Annotated in this window: 16 protein-coding genes, 2 tRNA genes and 1 pseudogene; 14 read left to right on the forward strand and 5 right to left on the reverse strand. The window is 69.1% G+C overall.

What is annotated here, in order from left to right; genetic code table 11:
- The 6 genes and pseudogenes from HMPREF3115_RS22905 to HMPREF3115_RS22930 all read left to right on the forward strand — a co-directional run.
- Window positions 1-716: pseudogene (locus HMPREF3115_RS22905) on the forward strand (ribonuclease E/G); the annotation flags it as partial.
- 133 nt (window positions 717-849) lie between these two features.
- Window positions 850-1,962: a GTP 3',8-cyclase MoaA gene (gene moaA / locus HMPREF3115_RS22910; protein WP_006401284.1), complete on the forward strand. Its 1,113-nt coding sequence runs from the start codon at window positions 850-852 to the stop codon at window positions 1,960-1,962.
- A 20-nt stretch (window positions 1,963-1,982) separates the two neighbouring features.
- The gene (mobA, locus tag HMPREF3115_RS22915) at window positions 1,983-2,603 is read left to right on the forward strand and encodes a molybdenum cofactor guanylyltransferase MobA (protein ID WP_065494140.1); all 621 of its coding nucleotides are present in this window, start codon (window positions 1,983-1,985) and stop codon (window positions 2,601-2,603) included.
- A 111-nt stretch (window positions 2,604-2,714) separates the two neighbouring features.
- Window positions 2,715-4,007 (forward strand): molybdopterin molybdotransferase MoeA, encoded by a 1,293-nt coding sequence (glp, locus tag HMPREF3115_RS22920; protein ID WP_070556203.1) that lies wholly within the window; start codon window positions 2,715-2,717, stop codon window positions 4,005-4,007.
- Between the two features lie 45 nt (window positions 4,008-4,052).
- The gene (locus HMPREF3115_RS22925; RefSeq protein ID WP_006401288.1) at window positions 4,053-4,328 is read left to right on the forward strand and encodes a hypothetical protein; all 276 of its coding nucleotides are present in this window, start codon (window positions 4,053-4,055) and stop codon (window positions 4,326-4,328) included.
- On the forward strand, window positions 4,325-4,810 hold the full coding sequence (locus HMPREF3115_RS22930; protein ID WP_070556205.1) for a GNAT family N-acetyltransferase: 486 nt from the start codon (window positions 4,325-4,327) through the stop codon (window positions 4,808-4,810). The genes HMPREF3115_RS22925 and HMPREF3115_RS22930 overlap by 4 nt, the downstream gene beginning before the upstream one ends.
- 118 nt (window positions 4,811-4,928) lie before the next feature.
- Here HMPREF3115_RS22930 and HMPREF3115_RS22935 read toward each other — a convergent pair whose 3' ends face one another.
- The 5 genes from HMPREF3115_RS22935 to pncB form a co-directional block, all read right to left on the reverse strand.
- Window positions 4,929-6,407 (reverse strand): DNA recombination protein RmuC, encoded by a 1,479-nt coding sequence (locus HMPREF3115_RS22935; RefSeq protein WP_070556206.1) that lies wholly within the window; start codon window positions 6,405-6,407, stop codon window positions 4,929-4,931.
- Window positions 6,404-7,393, reverse strand: a complete 990-nt coding sequence (locus tag HMPREF3115_RS22940; protein ID WP_006401291.1) for a 2-hydroxyacid dehydrogenase — start codon at window positions 7,391-7,393, stop codon at window positions 6,404-6,406. The genes HMPREF3115_RS22935 and HMPREF3115_RS22940 overlap by 4 nt, the downstream gene beginning before the upstream one ends.
- An 81-nt stretch (window positions 7,394-7,474) precedes the next feature.
- Window positions 7,475-8,905 carry a sodium:proton antiporter gene (locus tag HMPREF3115_RS22945; RefSeq protein WP_006408128.1) on the reverse strand — a complete coding sequence of 477 codons (1,431 nt, stop codon included), beginning with the start codon at window positions 8,903-8,905 and terminating at the stop codon, window positions 7,475-7,477.
- Window positions 8,906-8,945: 40 nt separating this feature from the next.
- Window positions 8,946-9,608, reverse strand: coding sequence for a LutC/YkgG family protein (locus HMPREF3115_RS22950; protein ID WP_006411655.1), 663 nt, complete (start codon window positions 9,606-9,608; stop codon window positions 8,946-8,948).
- Window positions 9,609-9,697: 89 nt separating this feature from the next.
- Window positions 9,698-10,897, reverse strand: coding sequence for a nicotinate phosphoribosyltransferase (pncB, locus tag HMPREF3115_RS22955; RefSeq protein ID WP_006401294.1), 1,200 nt, complete (start codon window positions 10,895-10,897; stop codon window positions 9,698-9,700).
- Window positions 10,898-11,149: 252 nt separating this feature from the next.
- On the opposite strand from pncB, the gene fdxA reads away from it, so the two are divergent.
- From fdxA to HMPREF3115_RS22995, 8 genes are all read left to right on the forward strand, one after another.
- The gene (gene fdxA, locus HMPREF3115_RS22960) at window positions 11,150-11,473 is read left to right on the forward strand and encodes a ferredoxin FdxA (RefSeq protein WP_012213808.1); all 324 of its coding nucleotides are present in this window, start codon (window positions 11,150-11,152) and stop codon (window positions 11,471-11,473) included.
- A gap of 98 nt (window positions 11,474-11,571) precedes the next feature.
- Window positions 11,572-11,647: transfer RNA gene (locus HMPREF3115_RS22965), tRNA-Asn, on the forward strand.
- A 69-nt stretch (window positions 11,648-11,716) separates the two neighbouring features.
- Window positions 11,717-11,792 (forward strand) — tRNA-Asn (locus HMPREF3115_RS22970).
- Window positions 11,793-11,900: 108 nt separating this feature from the next.
- Window positions 11,901-12,383, forward strand: a complete 483-nt coding sequence (locus tag HMPREF3115_RS22975) for a CreA family protein (protein ID WP_006408127.1) — start codon at window positions 11,901-11,903, stop codon at window positions 12,381-12,383.
- 57 nt (window positions 12,384-12,440) lie between these two features.
- Complete coding sequence (locus HMPREF3115_RS22980) at window positions 12,441-13,352, forward strand: AraC family transcriptional regulator (protein ID WP_070556208.1); 912 nt, start codon at window positions 12,441-12,443, stop codon at window positions 13,350-13,352.
- Window positions 13,353-13,488: 136 nt separating this feature from the next.
- The gene (locus tag HMPREF3115_RS22985; protein WP_035489357.1) at window positions 13,489-14,256 is read left to right on the forward strand and encodes an AzlC family ABC transporter permease; all 768 of its coding nucleotides are present in this window, start codon (window positions 13,489-13,491) and stop codon (window positions 14,254-14,256) included.
- Entirely contained in the window at window positions 14,253-14,591 is a 339-nt protein-coding gene (locus HMPREF3115_RS22990; protein WP_006403031.1) for an AzlD domain-containing protein, read from the forward strand. The genes HMPREF3115_RS22985 and HMPREF3115_RS22990 overlap by 4 nt, the downstream gene beginning before the upstream one ends.
- A gap of 182 nt (window positions 14,592-14,773) precedes the next feature.
- On the forward strand, window positions 14,774-15,550 hold the full coding sequence (locus HMPREF3115_RS22995) for a DUF4088 family protein (protein ID WP_006403032.1): 777 nt from the start codon (window positions 14,774-14,776) through the stop codon (window positions 15,548-15,550).
- Window positions 15,551-15,594: the final 44 nt, after the last annotated feature.

Genomic DNA, 15,594 nt, shown 5'->3' on the forward strand with positions numbered 1-15,594 from the left:
CGGCGGCGCACGAAGCGCCGGCGGCCGCCGAGCCGGCCCACGCGAACGCGCCGGCTACCGTCGCGGCAGCCGCTGCGGCCGGTGTGATCGTCGCCGAGACGGTCGTCGAACAGCGTGCCGAATCGGTCGCGGTCGATACGCCGACGGCTCCGGCACATGCCGAAAGTGACTCCGTCGCCGTCGCGGAACCGGTCGTCGCCGCCGCACCGGCTGCGGCACCGGCCCCGGTCGTCGCACCGGCCGCCGACGTCGAAGCGGGCCCCGTTGCGCTCGCCGTTTCGCCGACCGACGCGTTCGAAGTGCCGGCCGGCGTGGAAGCGCCGGTTGCCGTCGACGTGCAGCCGGCCGACACGGCAGTCGTTGCCGAGGCAGCGCCGGCCGTGGCGGCACCGGCAGTATCGGCCGCACCGGCGGCACCGGCTGCCGCACCGGCGCCGGTCGAAGCAGCACCGGTCGAACCGGTCGCGGCTCCGGTACCGGCTGCGGCTCCGGCAGCCGCCGTCGCCCAGCCGTCCGCCGCGCCCGCTTCGGCGAGCCTGGAAGCCGTGCTGCAGCAGGCGGGCCTCGTGTGGGTGAATACCGACGCGGAGAAGCTGCGTGCGGCGCAGGAAGCCGCATCGCGTCTGCCGCGCCCGGTGCGCACGCCGCGCGAGCGCAAGCCGCTGCCGCCGGTCGACACGACGCCGATGCAGCAGGTCGAGACGACGCACCGCTAAGCGACGCATCGTCCGTCCCGGAAAAGCCCGCCCGCCAGCGGGCTTTTTCACATCCGCGCTACGGGTTTCCGCTCACGCGGCCCGGCGCGCGGCTTACGGCTAAAATACAGGCTTGGTTCGCCTATCTTTCAACATGTCCCGACGCATCATTCCTCTCGCCGACGTCAGCGGCGTGCCGGACGTTTCCGGCGTGCCGCACGCGCCGGACGGCACGCTCGCCGACACGTTCGGCCGGCCGCTGCGCGACCTGCGCATCTCGGTGACGGATCGCTGCAACTTCCGCTGCGTGTACTGCATGCCACGCGAGGTCTTCGGCAAGGACTATCCGTTCCTGCCGCACAGCGCGCTGCTCACGCACGAGGAGATCGAGCGCGTCGCGCGGATCTTCGTCGCGCACGGCGTCGAAAAGATTCGCATCACCGGCGGCGAGCCGCTGCTGCGCAAGAATCTCGAGTTCCTGATCGAGCGGCTCGCACGCCTGACCACGCGCGACGGCCGCCCGCTCGACCTCACGCTGACGACCAACGGGTCGCTGCTGGCACGCAAGGCGCGCGCGCTGAAGGACGCCGGCCTCACGCGCGTGACGGTCAGCCTCGACGCGCTCGACGATGCGCTGTTCAAACGGATGAACGACGCGGACTTCGCGAGCGCCGACGTGCTCGACGGCATCTTCGCCGCGCAGGCCGCAGGGCTCGCGCCCGTGAAGGTCAACATGGTCGTGAAGCGCGGCACGAACGACACCGAGATCCTGCCGATGGCCGAGCGCTTTCGCGGCACCGGCGTGATCCTGCGCTTCATCGAATACATGGACGTCGGCACGTCGAACGGCTGGAACATGACCGAGGTGCTGCCGTCGGCCGACGTCGTCGCGCGGATCGCCGAGCGCTTCCCGCTCGTGCCGCTCGAGCCGCATACGGCCGCCGAAACCGCGCAGCGCTGGGGCTACGCGGACGGCAGCGGCGAAATCGGCGTGATCTCGAGCGTCACGCAGGCGTTCTGCGGCGACTGCACGCGCGCGCGGCTGTCGACCGAAGGCAAGCTCTACCTGTGCCTGTTCGCGTCGAGCGGCCACGATCTGCGTGCGCTCGTGCGCGGCGGCGCGACCGACGCCGAGATCGCGACCGCGATCGCGCGCATCTGGCATGCACGCACCGACCGCTACTCGCAGCTGCGCGGCAGCGCCGCCGCGGCGGACGCGGCCGACGGCGCGCGCAAGCGCGTCGAGATGTCGTACATCGGCGGCTGAACGGGCCGTCGCTTTGCACGATGTCCGCTTCCTCCGCCCGCCCCCCGATCGCCGGCCTGCTGCTCGCCGGCGGCCGCGCGACCCGCATGGACGGCGTCGACAAGGGGCTGCAACAGCTCGACGATGCGCCGCTCGCGCTGCACGTGCTGCGCCGGCTCGCCCCGCAGGTCGACGAGGTGCTGATCAGCGCGAATCGCCATCTCGATCGCTACGCGACGCTCGGCGCGCCGTTCGGTGCGCGCGTCGTGCCCGACGACACGGCCGACTTCCCCGGCCCGCTCGCCGGGCTGCTGGCCGGCATGCGCGCCGCGAGCGCGCCGCTCGTCGCGTGTGCGCCGTGCGATTCCCCGTATCTGCCCGCCGATCTCGTCGCGGCGCTGCACGCGGCGCTCGATGCGCAGCATGCGGACATCGCGATGGCGGTCAGCGTCGACGCCCAAGGTGCACGCTCGCCGCAGCCGACGTTCGCGCTGCTGCGCACGTCGCTGGCCGTCGATCTCGCCGCGCGGCTCGCGGCCGGCGATCGCAAGGTGCGTGCGTGGTACGCGCGCCACAAGACGACCGAAGTCGAGTTTCATGACGAGCGTGCGTTTTACAATGCCAACTCCTGGCAGGAACTCGCCGCGCTAGCCCGCCGCTGACGGCGCCGGCGCCGCCGTTCCCGCGCGCCGCCCCGCCGCTCGCGACCGCGCCACGCACACTACTCGCGCCTCCGGCCACGAACCCTGTACGCCTTGCGGCGCAGTCCGACGATGATCACGCAACCCTCGCCCGCTCCCCGAGCCGCACCCGATTCCGACCTGCCGCTGTCGCTCGCCGACGCGCAGGCGCTCGCCTGCCGTTTCGCGACACCGGTCGCCGCCAGCGAATCCGTGCCGTTGCGCGACGCGCTTCATCGCGTGCTCGCCGCCGACGTGCGCGCACCGTTCGACATTCCCGCGTACGACAATTCGGCGATGGACGGCTATGCGTTCGACGGCGGTGCGTGCGCGTCGGCGCACGGCGACGTCGCGATGCGCGTCGTCGGCGCCGCGCTCGCCGGCCATCCGTTCGACGGCGCCGTGCCGGCCGGCGCATGCGTACGCATCATGACGGGTGCGCCGATGCCGGCCGGATGCGACACCGTGATTCCGCAGGAACGCGTGCATGTCGACGACGACGGAATCCGCTTCGCCGCACGCGAAATCGCGCGCGGCGCGAACTGCCGCAAGGCCGGCGAGGATCTCGCACGCGGTGCATGCGCGCTCGCGGCGGGCCGCATCCTGCGCGCCACCGACATCGGCCTGCTCGCGTCGTTGGGCATCGCGCACGTGACGGTGCGACGCCGCGTGCGCGTCGCGGTGTTTTCGACCGGCGACGAATTGCGCGAGCCGGGCGCCGCGCTCGAACGCGGGGCGCTCTACGACAGCAATCGCGCGATGCTGATTGCGATGCTCGAACAGTTGCACGTCGACGTGCTCGATCTCGGCATCGTCCGCGACGATCCGGCCGCGCTCGAAGCAGCATTGCGCGACGCGGTCGCGCGCGATGCCGACGCGGTGATCACGTCGGGCGGCGTGTCGGTCGGCGAAGCGGATTTCACGCGCGACGTGATGGCGCGGCTCGGCGAAGTCACGTTCACGAGCCTCGCGCTGCGCCCGGGCCGGCCGCTCGCCGTCGGCACGCTCGCGCGCGGCGACGGCGCACCGGGCCACGCGCTGTTCTTCGGGCTGCCCGGCAATCCCGTCGCCTCCGCGGTCACCTTCGACGCGATCGTGCGCGCGGCGCTGCTGACGCTCGCGGGCGCCTGCGTGCCGCCGCCGGCGATGTACACCGCGTACACCGCGCAAGCGCTGAAAAAGCGCGCGGGCCGCACCGAATATCTGCGCGGCATCGCGACGCGCGCAGCGGACGGGCGCTGGCACGTCGCACCGGCCGGCTCGCAGAGCTCCGCATCGCTGAGCGGCCTCGCGGCCGCCAACTGTTTCATCGTCCTGGGCCACGATGCCGCGGCAGTCGACGCGGGCGCCCCGGTCGACATCCTGCCGTTCGGCAGCCTGATCTGACTCTGAATCCAACTATCGGTATCTCTCTACGGGGGCATTCTGCACATGAAGAAACAAATCTCGTCGATCGCCGCGGGGCAGACCGCGAAAGCGCTGATCCTCGTCTATCTGACGTTCAGCGTGCCGATCGTGCTGCTCGGCATCCTCGTCGCGTACGTGCGCTACGGGATGGTCGAACTGAGCACGATCCTGAGCGCGCTGTTGCTGAACGCCATCCTCGGCTTCGTGCTGCTATGGATCGCGTGCCACGCGTACAACTGGGTCGCATCGCGCTTCGGCGGCATCGAGATCGTGCTGTCCGACCCGCCGGAGGAAGCGTGAGCGACACGCCGCTGATCCGCGCGGCCGACGCGCGCGACGTCGGCGCGATCCTCGCGCTGATGCGCGAACTCGCCGAATTCGAAAAGCTCGCGCACCTGTTCGTCGCGACCGAGGCCGATCTGGCGGATGCCCTGTTCGGCGCGCATCCGGCCGCCGAAGCGCTCGTCGCCGAGCGCGACGGCGCGATCGTCGCGTATGCGCTGTTCTTCCATAACTACTCGACGTTCCTCGGCCGTCGCGGCCTCTATCTCGAGGATCTCTACGTGCAGCCGTCGCAGCGCGGCACCGGGCTCGGCACCGCAATGCTCAGGCAGCTCGCGGCGCTGGCGGTCGAGCGCCGCTGCGGCCGCTTCGAATGGTCGGTGCTCGACTGGAACCAGCACGCGATCGACTTCTACGAGAAGATGGGCGCGACCGTGCTGCCCGACTGGCGCATCGTGCGCGTGACGGGCGATGCGCTCGGCGCGCTCGCCGCACGCTAGGCGGCGTTCGCCCGTTCGATTCGAGCGCCGAAAGTAAAACGCCCGAGCCGGTGCAAATCGGCTCGGGCGTGTCTCATGGGCAGGCGCCGCACCAGCACCGGCGTGCGCCGATACGCGCTCAGGTCTCGTCGGCGTCGGCGCCGTCCGCCGCTTCCGCGCCGAGCAGCCCGGCTGCCGCATCGCCGGGCAGCGCCTCGACCTGCTTCAGCTTGCGGTTCATCACGCGCGTGCGCTGCTCGGCCGCCTCGATCGAGCGCGTGACCGTCTCGAGCTGCGACTTCGTGCGTGCGAGCACGTCGCCGAACTTGCCGAACTCCGTCTTCACCGCGCCGAGCCCCTGCCACACTTCGCTCGAGCGCTGCTCGATCGCGAGCGTGCGGAACCCCATCTGCAGGCTGTTGAGCAACGCGGTCAGCGTGGTCGGGCCCGCCACCGTCACGCGATAGTCGCGCTGCAACAGATCGGTCAGGCCCGGACGACGCAGAATCTCCGCGTACAACCCTTCGGTCGGCAGGAACAGCAGCGCGAAATCGGTCGTGTACGGCGGCGCGACGTACTTCTCCGCGATCGTCCGCGCCTCGAGCCGCACGCGGGCCTCGAGCGCGCGCGCCGCGTCTTCGACCGCAACCGCATCCGCACGCTCCTGCGCATCGATCAGCCGCTCGTAATCCTCGCGCGGGAATTTCGCGTCGATCGGCAGCCAGACGGGCGGCGCATCGCGCACGCCCGCTTCGCGCCCCGGCAGCCGGATCGCGAACTCGACGCGCTCCGTGCTCTTCGGCACCGTCGCGACGTTCTTCGCATACTGATCGGGCGTCAGCATCTGTTCGAGCAGCGCCTCGAGCTGCACTTCGCCCCAGGTGCCGCGCGTCTTCACGTTGGTCAGCACCTTCTTCAGATCGCCGACGCCGGCCGCGAGCGTCTGCATCTCGCCGAGGCCGCGATGCACCTGCTCGAGCCGGTCGGACACGAGCTTGAACGATTCGCCGAGCCGCTGCTCGAGCGTCGCGTGCAGCTTCTCGTCGACGACGCGGCGCATCTCGTCGAGTTTCGCCGCGTTGTTGGTTTCGATGTCCTTGAGCCGCTGCTCGAGCGTCGCGCGCACTTCGCCGATCCGTCGATCGTTCGCTTCGGTCAGCTGCGTCAGTTGCCGATGCAACGTGTCGCCGAACACCCGGAGCGCCGCCGTCTGCTCTTCGCGCGCCTGCTGCGCGTGACGCAACATGCTGTCGCGCATCGCGTCGAACTGCTGCGCGTTGCCGGCGACCAGCGTCGCGAGCTGCTGCGCGAATCCTTCGATCTGGTTGTTCTGCACGGTCGCGACGCTCGTCAGTTGCGCCGCGAGCGTCTGCTGAAACTGCGCGAAACTGCCGCCCAGTTCGGTGCGCGCGCCGCGTGCGCTCTCGACGATCTCGCCGCGCAGCTCGCGTTCGAGCCGCTCCAGTGCGCGCGCCTGTGCGTGCGCCGCATCCTCGATCTGGTCGCCGAGCACGGCCGCGTCGTCGTGGCGGCCGCCGCCGCGCACCAGCGCGACGACCGCCACCGCCAGCGCGACGGCCAGCACGACGAGCGCGGTTACCAGCAACGCGATCGTCATGCGCGCGGCTTCCCGATCACGTCCGGGTTGATCGGATTCGGCGGCTGCCCCGCACGCGGCCCTTCGCCGAGCGCGGCGATCAGGTTGTCGGCCGCGAGGTTCGCCATCGCGCGGCGCGTCTTTTCCGTTGCGCTCGCGATGTGCGGCGTCAGCACGACGTTCGGCACTTCGAGCAGCGCCGGATGCACGTTCGGCTCGCCTTCGTAGACGTCGAGGCCGGCCGCCGCGATCGTGCCGTTGCGCAGCGCGGCCGCGAGCGCCGCGTCGTCGACGATCCCGCCGCGCGCGATGTTGGTCAGCGTCGCGGTCGGCTTCATCTTCGCGAGCTCGGCCGCGCCGATCGTGTGGTGGTTTTCCTTCGTATACGGCAGCACGAGCACGACGTGATCGGCACGCGCAAGCAGCGCGTCCTTCGACACGTACTCCGCGCCGAGCTCCGCCTCGATCTCGGGCGCGACGCGCGACCGGTTGTGGTAGATCACCTGCATCCCGAAGCCGCGCGCGCGACGCGCGAGCGCCTGGCCGATGCGGCCCATGCCGATCACGCCGAGCGTCGACCCGTAGATGTCGCTGCCGAGAAAGCCGTCGTAGGCCCACTTCTGCCAGTGGCCGGCACGCAGCCAGTGCTCGGATTCGGCGATCCGCCGCGCAGCGGCCATCATCAGCGCCCAGCCGAAATCGGCCGTCGACTCGTTCAGCACGTCGGGCGTGTTCGTCGCGAGCACGTTCGCCGCGTTGAACGCGGCCATGTCGAAATTGTTGTAGCCGACCGCCATGTTCGACACGACGCGCAAGCGCGGCGCCGCCGCCAGCGTCGATGCGCCGACCGGATCGCCGGCCGTCAGCGCGCCGTCCTTGTCGGCGAGCCGCGCGGCGAGCGCGTCGGGTGCGAGTGCATCGCCGTTGTTCCAGTCGACGTCGAAATACTGCTTGAGCCGTTCGATCACGTCCGGAAAGATCGGACGCGCGACGAGGATCTTCTGCATCGCCATCTCCGCATGCGGCGGACGGCGCGCGACGCGACATGCGCCGCCGGAGCCGCCCGCGTGAGGTTGAAAATCGTCAGCTTACGCCGTGAAGAAGATCCACGACGTCAGCAGGAACACCGGCGCGAGTATCGCGACCGCCCAGCCGAGATACGCGAAAAAGCTCGGCATCTTCACGCCGCGCGACTCCGCGATCGCCTTCACCATGAAGTTCGGCGCATTGCCGATGTAGCTGTTCGCGCCCATGAACACCGCTCCGGCGGAAATCGCCGCGAGCGTCGTCGCGCCGGTCGTCATCAGCGCCTGGGCGTCGCCGCCCGCCAGGTTGAAGAACACGAGATAGGTGGGCGCGTTGTCGAGGAACGACGACAGCAGGCCGGTCGCCCAGAAATACATTGCGTCGATCGGCTTGCCGTCCGGTGCCGTGACGAGATGGACGATCGGCGCGAACGCACCGTCGGCGCCCGCGCGCAGAATCACGATCACCGGCGCAATCGTCACGAAGATGCCCGCGAACAGCTTCGCGACTTCCTCGATCGGCGCCCAGTTGAACGCGTTGCCTTCGCGCGCGGAACGCGGCGTCAGCGCGAGCGACGCGAGCGTCACGCCGATCAGCGCGACGTCGCGCACGAGGTTCTGCAGCGCGACGTGCGTGCCCCATACGTCGAACGCGATCCCCGGTTTCCAGATCCCGCTCATCAGCACGAGGCCGACCACGGCCGCCAGCAGCACGAAGTTGATCTTGCCGTCGATCGACAGCGCGCCGCCGTCGGGCGTGGGATCGAGCGCGGCCGGCCGCTCCTCGCCGCCTTTCCGGTAGAAGTAGGTATCGAGCGTGAAGAACAGCGCGAGCAGCACCGCGCAGATGAACAGCATCGGCAGCGCCAGATGCACCGTCGTCCAGAAGAAGCCGACGCCGTTCAGGAAGCCGAGGAACAGCGGCGGATCGCCGAGCGGCGACAGCGAACCGCCCGCATTCGCGACGAGGAAGATGAAGAAGATCACGACGTGCACGACGTGCTTGCGGTTGTCGTTGGCGCGCAGCAGCGGCCGGATCAGCAGCATCGCGGCGCCGGTCGTGCCCATCACGCTCGCGAGCAGCGTGCCCAGCGCGAGGATCGCGGTATTGAGCTTCGGCGTGCCGTGCAGATTGCCGTTCACGCAGATGCCGCCGGCGACCGTGTAAAGCGCGGTCAACAGCACGATGAACGGCACGTATTCCTCGAGCAGCGCATGCACGAGCGTGCCGAACGCGGTGCCCGCACCGAACGCGAACGCGAACGGCACGAGGAACACAACCGCCCACGCGGCGGCGATCTTGCCGAAATGGTGATGCCAGAACGCCGGTGCAACGAGCGGGAACAACGCGATGGACAGCAGGATCCCGGCGAACGGGATGCCCCAGAGTGCGGACAGCGTGGCGCCGTCGAGTGTCGCGGCCGAAGCGAACGCGGGCGCCGCGCCGAGCGCAGCCCCCGACGCCATGCCCGCCCACGCGGCATGTCGTTTCATGCGGAGTCTTCCTTGTGGTTGTTCGGTGCCGGCGAACGCGTCACGCGCCGCGTACGACGATCGCATGGACGCGATACGGGCCGTGTGCGCCGAGCACGATGGTTTGTTCGATGTCGCCGGTGCGCGACGGACCCGACACGAAGTTGACCGCGCGCGGCAATTCGCCGCGCTCGGCGCGAATCAGCGCGAAGGCGTCTTCATGGCCGGCGACGATCCGCGATGCAGGGACGATCGCGATATGCGTTTCCGGCAGCAACCCCGCGGAGGCGTAGGTGTCGGGGCCGGACAGCAGCACGAGCGAGCCCGTTTCGGCCGTCGCGCAAAAGCAGCCGGTCAACCCGACGAGATCGCCGTCGACCGGCTTGCGGCATTCGACCGACAGCCCGGCCGCCGCCCAGTCGAGATCGGCCAGCGTGCGCCAGGCAATGGCGCGCATCGGCAGTTGCTGCGCGGACAGATAACGCGCGACGGCCGCCGGCACGTCGGCGAGCGAGCCGACTTCGTCGACGGTCGTCGCCATCGCGACCGCTTCCTGCATGAAGGCCGCGACGAGATCGTCGGGCACCGGCGGACGCGGCCCTTGCGGATGACGCGCGAGGTAGTCGGCGACGCCCTCGCGTTCCGCCGCATCCGGCTCGGCCGCGCGGCCCTGCGCCGCACGGATGCGCGCGAGGATGTGGCGACGGGCAGCGGAAGTGTCCATGAAGCGTCCTCGTGACGTTGGCGTTCGATACCGGCCGGATTATACCGGCCGCCTCTTCGCGCACGCACCTTCGGCCGTGCGGCGGGCGCTCACGACGCCGCGTCCTCGTCGGCCGGCTGCGCGATGCCGAACACCTGGCGCAGATACGCGAGATAGGCCTTGTCGTCGCACATGCTCTTGCCCGGCGAATCGGACAGCTTCGCGACCGGCTGCCCGTTGCAGCGGACCATCTTGATCACGATCTGCAGCGGCACGTAGCCGAGATCGTTGGTCAGGTTCGTGCCGACGCCGAACGCGAGCTTGCAGCGGCCGCGGAAGCGCTCGTACAGCTGCATCACCTTCGGGATGTCGAGCGCGTCCGAGAACACGAGCACCTTCGTGCGCGGGTCGCAGCGGTTGGCGTCGTAATGACGGATCATCCGCTCGCCCCACTCGAACGGGTCGCCCGAATCGTGACGCGCACCGTCGAACAGCTTGCAGAAGTACATGTCGAAGTCGTTCAGGAACGCGTCCATGCCGTAGACGTCCGACAGCGCGATCCCGAGGTCGCCGCGATATTCCTTCGCCCACATCTCGAAGCCGTAGGTCTGCGAGTCGCGCAGCCGCGGGCCGAGCGCCTGGCACGCCTGCAGGTATTCGTGCGCCATCGTGCCGAGCGGCGTGAGCCCGTGCTTCATCGCGTAGTAGACGTTGCTCGTGCCCGCGAACTGCGCGCCGAGCCCGTCGCGCAGCGTGAGCGCGACCTCCTCGTGCCAGACCTTCGAGAAGCGCCGGCGCGTGCCGTAGTCGGCGATCTTGCAATCGGCGAATTCGGGCTTCGCGCCGAGCAGCTTGATCTTCTCGCGCAGCCGCTCGCGGCCCTCGCGATAGTCGGGCTCGCGCTGCGTGTTGCGGAAATAGACTTCGTTGACGATCGCGAGCACCGGAATCTCGAACAGGATCGTGTGCAGCCACGGCCCCTTGATCTCGATGTCGATCTCGCCGTTGCCCTTCGGCGACGGCGTGATCGAAATGTATTTCTCGTTCAGATGGAACAGCGCGAGGAAGTCGACGAAATCGCTCTTGATGAAGCGCATCCGCCGCAGATAGTCGAGTTCGACGTCCGTGAAGCGCAGCGCACACAGCCCGCGCACCTCGTCGCGAATCTCGTCGATGTACGGCACGAGGTCGACGCCGGGCGTGCGGCACTTGAAGCGGTATTCGACGCTTGCGGCCGGGAAGTGATGCAGGACGACCTGCATCATCGTGAATTTGTAGAGATCCGTGTCGAGCAGCGAAGTGATGATCATGATGACGGCACCGCCAGTATCGTGACCAGTGCCGGCGCACCGCGCGCCGCCCGGTCTGCCGGCCATGTTACCCGAATGCGTGCCGGACCATCGCGAAACCGCCGGCGCGCGCTGCGCCCCATAAACTAATCACGAAACGGTATAAGCGGGAAAGCCGAGCACGCGATGCGGGTTTTGCGCATCAGTTACAATGCCGCTTTTGGCGTCAACGCCACCCCATATATACCGACACCGCCAAGCAGGAGCGTTTTAATGACTCACGTTGTGACCGAAGGCTGCATCAAGTGCAAATACACGGATTGCGTGGATGTGTGCCCGGTGGATTGCTTCCGTGAAGGTCCCAACTTTCTCGCCATCGATCCGGACGAGTGCATCGACTGCGCCGTGTGCGTCGCCGAGTGCCCGACCAATGCGATCTATGCCGAAGAAGACGTTCCGGGCGACCAGCAACAGTTCACCGCGCTGAACGCGGAACTCGCGAAGGTCTGGCCGTCGATCACGAAGACGAAGCCGGCACCGGCCGACGCGGACGAGTGGAAGGACGTGCAGGACAAGCTGCACCTGCTCGAGCGCTGATCGAACGGCGGCCGCAAAAAAATTTTTAGTACGCAGCCGCTCGAAACTGTTGACAGCCTAGCCAACAGTCCATACAATCTCGTTTCTCTGCTGTTTGTTCCCCGATAGCTCAGTCGGTAGAGCGCCGGACTGTTAATCCGTAGGTCCCTGGTTCGAGCCCAGGTCGGGGAGCCAAAAACGCCAAAGGCCCGTTGCAGCAAGCGGGTTTTTCGATGGCGACGCAAACGCAGATAACCGATTTATTCCCCGATAGCTCAGTCGGTAGAGCGCCGGACTGTTAATCCGTAGGTCCCTGGTTCGAGCCCAGGTCGGGGAGCCAGACAGCGAAAGGCCCGTCATTCGACGGGCCTTTTGTTTTTCCGGCCCCGCCATCGCATCCGCAGCGCATGCTAGAGTTTCTGTCCCGCATTCGCCTCCGGTTCAGTCGATGAAGCCCCGTCTCCTTTCCGTCGTGTCCGCTACCCTGCTCGCCTGCTGCGCCGCCGCGCCGTTCGCGCATGCGGAGGAAGTCGGCAGCGTGAACACCCATTTCCGCGTGACGGGCTCCGACCGCGTGGTCGTCGAAGCGTACGACGATCCGGGCGTCGCCGGTGTCACGTGCTACGTGTCGCGCGCCCGCACGGGCGGCATCAAGGGCTCGCTCGGCATCGCCGAGGATCCGAGCGAAGCGTCGATCGCCTGCCGGCAGGTCGGCCCGATCAGCTTCAAGGAACCGCTGAAGCAGCAGACCGACGTGTTCAGCGAGCGCATGTCGTTCATCTTCAAGACGCTGCATGTCGTGCGCGTCGTCGACAAGAAGCGCAATACGCTCGTGTATCTGACCTACAGCGATCGCATCGTCAGCGGCAGCCCGAAGAATGCGGTCACCGCGGTGCCGGTGCCGCCGGGCACGACGATTCCGCTCAAGTAAGCGCATCGCGCGCGCTCGATCCGCCGCCGAATCGAACGCTGCGCGCCGAGCACGACCATGGCCGATCGCCGCCTTCGAGACTCCGCCCGCTACTGGCGTACGCCGCTGCTGCCGGACGCCGATCTCGTCACCGCAACCTATCGCGACCATGCGTTCGCGCCGCACTGGCACGACGCCTACACGATCCCCGTCATCCTCGAAGGCGCGGAGCGCTTCACCTATCGCGGCAGCGGCTACGTCGCGGAAGCGGGCACCATCCCCGTCATCAATCCCGGCGAAGTGCATACGGGCTCGCGCGGCGCGGACGAAGGGTGGCGCTATCGCGTGAGCTACGTGCCGGTCGACTTCATCCGCTCGCTCGCCGATGCGATCGTCGGCCGCCCGCAGAATGCGCCGTGGTTCCCGCCCGACGTGATCCGCGATGCCGATCTCGCCGCGCGCCTCGCGCGCGCGCACCGGATGATGGAAGCCGGCAGCACGGCAGCCGCGCGTGCGCGCGACGCATGGGCCGGCTACAGCGAGGACACCGACGTACGGCCGCCCCACGCGGCACGCGCCTACGATCCGCTCGCCGCGGAAACGGCGATGCTCGACGCGCTGTCGACGCTGATCGTGCGGCACGCGGACACGCGGCCGCGCCCCGCCCCGCTCGCCGCCGACGAACCGCGCGTCGAGGTGATGCGCGAGCGGCTCGCGGCCGATTTGACCGCCACCGTCACGCTCGACGAGGTCGCACAGGCGGCGGGGCTGTCGCCGTTTCACGCGGCGCGCCTGTTCACGCGCGCGACCGGGATGCCGCCGCATGCGTGGCGCAACCAGCTGCGGCTGCAGCGCGCCCTCGCGCCGCTGCGCGCGGGCGTGCCGGTCGCCGACGTCGCGGCCGCCAGCGGTTTCGTCGACCAGAGCCACTTCACGCGGCATTTCAAGCGGATGTTCGGCGTGCCGCCGGGACGCTGGCAGGCGCGGTAGACGCGCGGCCGGCCGCATCGCCTCTCTACGCTTGCATGGGTCGGCAGCCGCGGGCACGACCGTTGCGCGCCCGCGCGAGCGCGGCGGCGCAAGAACGTACAAGCCGGCCGCGCGCACGACCGCTATTCTCGCCGACATGGAGACACCACCCGCATCCCCGACACCGCGCCCGGCCGCACGCCGGCCGCTCAACGAATGGCTCGACGGCGCGCGCGACACGATCCCGATGATGATCGGCGCCGCGCCGTTCGGCGTGATCTTCGGCACGCTGGTCAGCGGCGGCCCGCTCGCCGCCTGGCATGGCGCGCTGATGTCGCTCGCCGTCTTCGCCGGCTCCGCGCAGTTCATCGCGCTCGGCCTGATCGCCGGCAGCGCGAGCTTCGTCGTCGTGCTCGCGACGACGTTCATCGTGAACCTGCGCCATCTGCTCTATAGCGCGACGCTCGCGCCGTACGTCGCGCATCTGCCGTTGCGCTGGCGCGCGACGCTCGGCGCGCTGATGACCGACGAAGTGTTCGCCGTCGCGTACGCGCACTACCGGCATTTCCCGCCCGGCACGATCGGCCCCCACTACTTCTTCGGTTCCGGGCTCGCGATGTACCTGAACTGGCAGATATGGACGCTCGCGGGCATCGGCTTCGGCGCCGCGTTCCCGGGCCTGCAGTCGCTCGGCCTCGACTTCGCGATGGCGGCGACCTTCATCGCGATCGTCGTCCCGCAGCTCGGCACGCTGCGCTATCTCGCGGCGGCCGCAACGGCCGGCACGCTCGCGTATTTCTGGCAAGGATGGCCGTACAAGCTCGGACTGCTCGGCGCTGTCGCGGTCGGCGTCGCGATCGGCGTGCTGCTGACGCTGCGGCACGAGCGCGCGCAGGCCGGCACGCGCTCGGAGGCCGCATCGTGAGCTACGCGCTGCTGATCCTCGGGATGGCCGTCATTACCTACGCGATCCGCACGACGCTGTTCCTGTTCGGCGAACGGCTGACCTTCCCGCCGCTCGTGCGCACGGCGCTCGCCTTCGTCCCCGTCACCGTGCTGACCGCGATCATCGTGCCGATGACGGTGTCGCCGCACGGCGGCGCGGCCGAACTGACGTGGCGCAACCCGCAGCTCGTCGGGGCGCTGGCCGCGGTGCTCGTATCGGCGACCACGCGCCGCCCGCTCGTGACGATCGCGGTCGGCCTGGCCGTGTTCTTCGTCTGGCAAGGCGTCGTGCTGCCGCACTGGGCGGGTGCCTAGCGGCCGCGCGCCGGCCCGCGCGATCGCGCAGTCGACGCCGCGCGCTCAAGTTTGCGCCGCACGTGTCGATATAGCGGGTGAAGACCCGCCATCGGCCTCCGCACGAACCGGCCCGTCGACGCAGCGCCGGCAGCGGCAGCCGCGTCGGCCGCCGCGCGCGTGGGCCGCCATCGAGACGATTCATGGGCCAGATCACCCTTTCCCTGAAGGACGACACCGTCGCGTCGCTGCGCAAGGACTACGATGCGTTCCTGCGCGTATCGCTGAAACTCGACCCGCATTTCGCGACACCGTCGTTCGAGGACTTCCTGCGCGCAAAGCTGCTCGACAACATGACGCCGCTCACCGAGCACGCGGTGCAGCGCATGCTCGAAGGCGGCCAGTACGCCTGGGCAAAGCGCACGCTCGACAAGGAATTTCCGGATGTCGTCGCGATCCTGATGCGGCAGGCCGGCGAATACGGTTTCGGGTTCGCATCGCGCGCCGAATGGACGCCGGACGAACTCGCGAAGGCCTGCCGCGACTGGGCGAAGGCGATCGTCGCGGAAGCGCAGGCCGACGCGTCGATGGTCGACCCGCTCGCCGCGCAGATCAAGGGCGCGGTGCACGACATCCGCACGCTCGAGGAGATGATGCAGACGCCCGCCTGGCGGCTCGCGGAATCGCTGCGCCAGCGGATCTACGAAGCGAAGCTCGCGTGCGAGATGAGCGTCGGCAGCGCCGCGCGCGACAAGCTCGGCGAACTGCGCGGGCTGTTGCGGCTCGGCCTCTCGCACGGTTCGTTCCAGAAGCAGGAAGCGCAGCAGATCATGGAATACCTGCGGCTGCTGAAACCGGAAATCTTCGTCGACGAGCCGTACGACATCTTCGCGCGGCTCGCCGCGTGGCTGCGCAGCGTGTTCACGCCGGCCGCCGCGCGGCCCGCGCCAGGGCCGGAGCACGGCCAGCGCCGGCCCTGAGTTCGCGCCGCACCAACGAAACGGGCGGCCCGGTCCGCCTCAGC

Origin of the sequence: Burkholderia sp. HMSC10F09 (assembly GCF_001806955.1) — a bacterium.
GTDB lineage: Bacteria > Pseudomonadota > Gammaproteobacteria > Burkholderiales > Burkholderiaceae > Burkholderia > Burkholderia multivorans.

Excerpts from the sequence above, each read along its gene's own strand:
- moaA (WP_006401284.1), top strand. The coding sequence starts at position 850 with ATGTCCCGACGCATCATTCCTCTCGCCGACGTCAGCGGCGTGCCGGAC.
- mobA (WP_065494140.1), top strand. The coding sequence starts at position 1,983 with ATGTCCGCTTCCTCCGCCCGCCCCCCGATCGCCGGCCTGCTGCTCGCC.
- glp (WP_070556203.1), top strand. The coding sequence starts at position 2,715 with ATGATCACGCAACCCTCGCCCGCTCCCCGAGCCGCACCCGATTCCGAC.
- HMPREF3115_RS22925 (WP_006401288.1), top strand. The coding sequence starts at position 4,053 with ATGAAGAAACAAATCTCGTCGATCGCCGCGGGGCAGACCGCGAAAGCG.
- HMPREF3115_RS22935 (WP_070556206.1), bottom strand. The coding sequence starts at position 6,407 with ATGACGATCGCGTTGCTGGTAACCGCGCTCGTCGTGCTGGCCGTCGCG.
- HMPREF3115_RS22940 (WP_006401291.1), bottom strand. The coding sequence starts at position 7,393 with ATGCAGAAGATCCTCGTCGCGCGTCCGATCTTTCCGGACGTGATCGAA.
- HMPREF3115_RS22945 (WP_006408128.1), bottom strand. The coding sequence starts at position 8,905 with ATGAAACGACATGCCGCGTGGGCGGGCATGGCGTCGGGGGCTGCGCTC.
- HMPREF3115_RS22950 (WP_006411655.1), bottom strand. The coding sequence starts at position 9,608 with ATGGACACTTCCGCTGCCCGTCGCCACATCCTCGCGCGCATCCGTGCG.
- pncB (WP_006401294.1), bottom strand. The coding sequence starts at position 10,897 with ATGATCATCACTTCGCTGCTCGACACGGATCTCTACAAATTCACGATG.
- fdxA (WP_012213808.1), top strand. The coding sequence starts at position 11,150 with ATGACTCACGTTGTGACCGAAGGCTGCATCAAGTGCAAATACACGGAT.
- HMPREF3115_RS22975 (WP_006408127.1), top strand. The coding sequence starts at position 11,901 with ATGAAGCCCCGTCTCCTTTCCGTCGTGTCCGCTACCCTGCTCGCCTGC.
- HMPREF3115_RS22980 (WP_070556208.1), top strand. The coding sequence starts at position 12,441 with ATGGCCGATCGCCGCCTTCGAGACTCCGCCCGCTACTGGCGTACGCCG.
- HMPREF3115_RS22985 (WP_035489357.1), top strand. The coding sequence starts at position 13,489 with ATGGAGACACCACCCGCATCCCCGACACCGCGCCCGGCCGCACGCCGG.
- HMPREF3115_RS22995 (WP_006403032.1), top strand. The coding sequence starts at position 14,774 with ATGGGCCAGATCACCCTTTCCCTGAAGGACGACACCGTCGCGTCGCTG.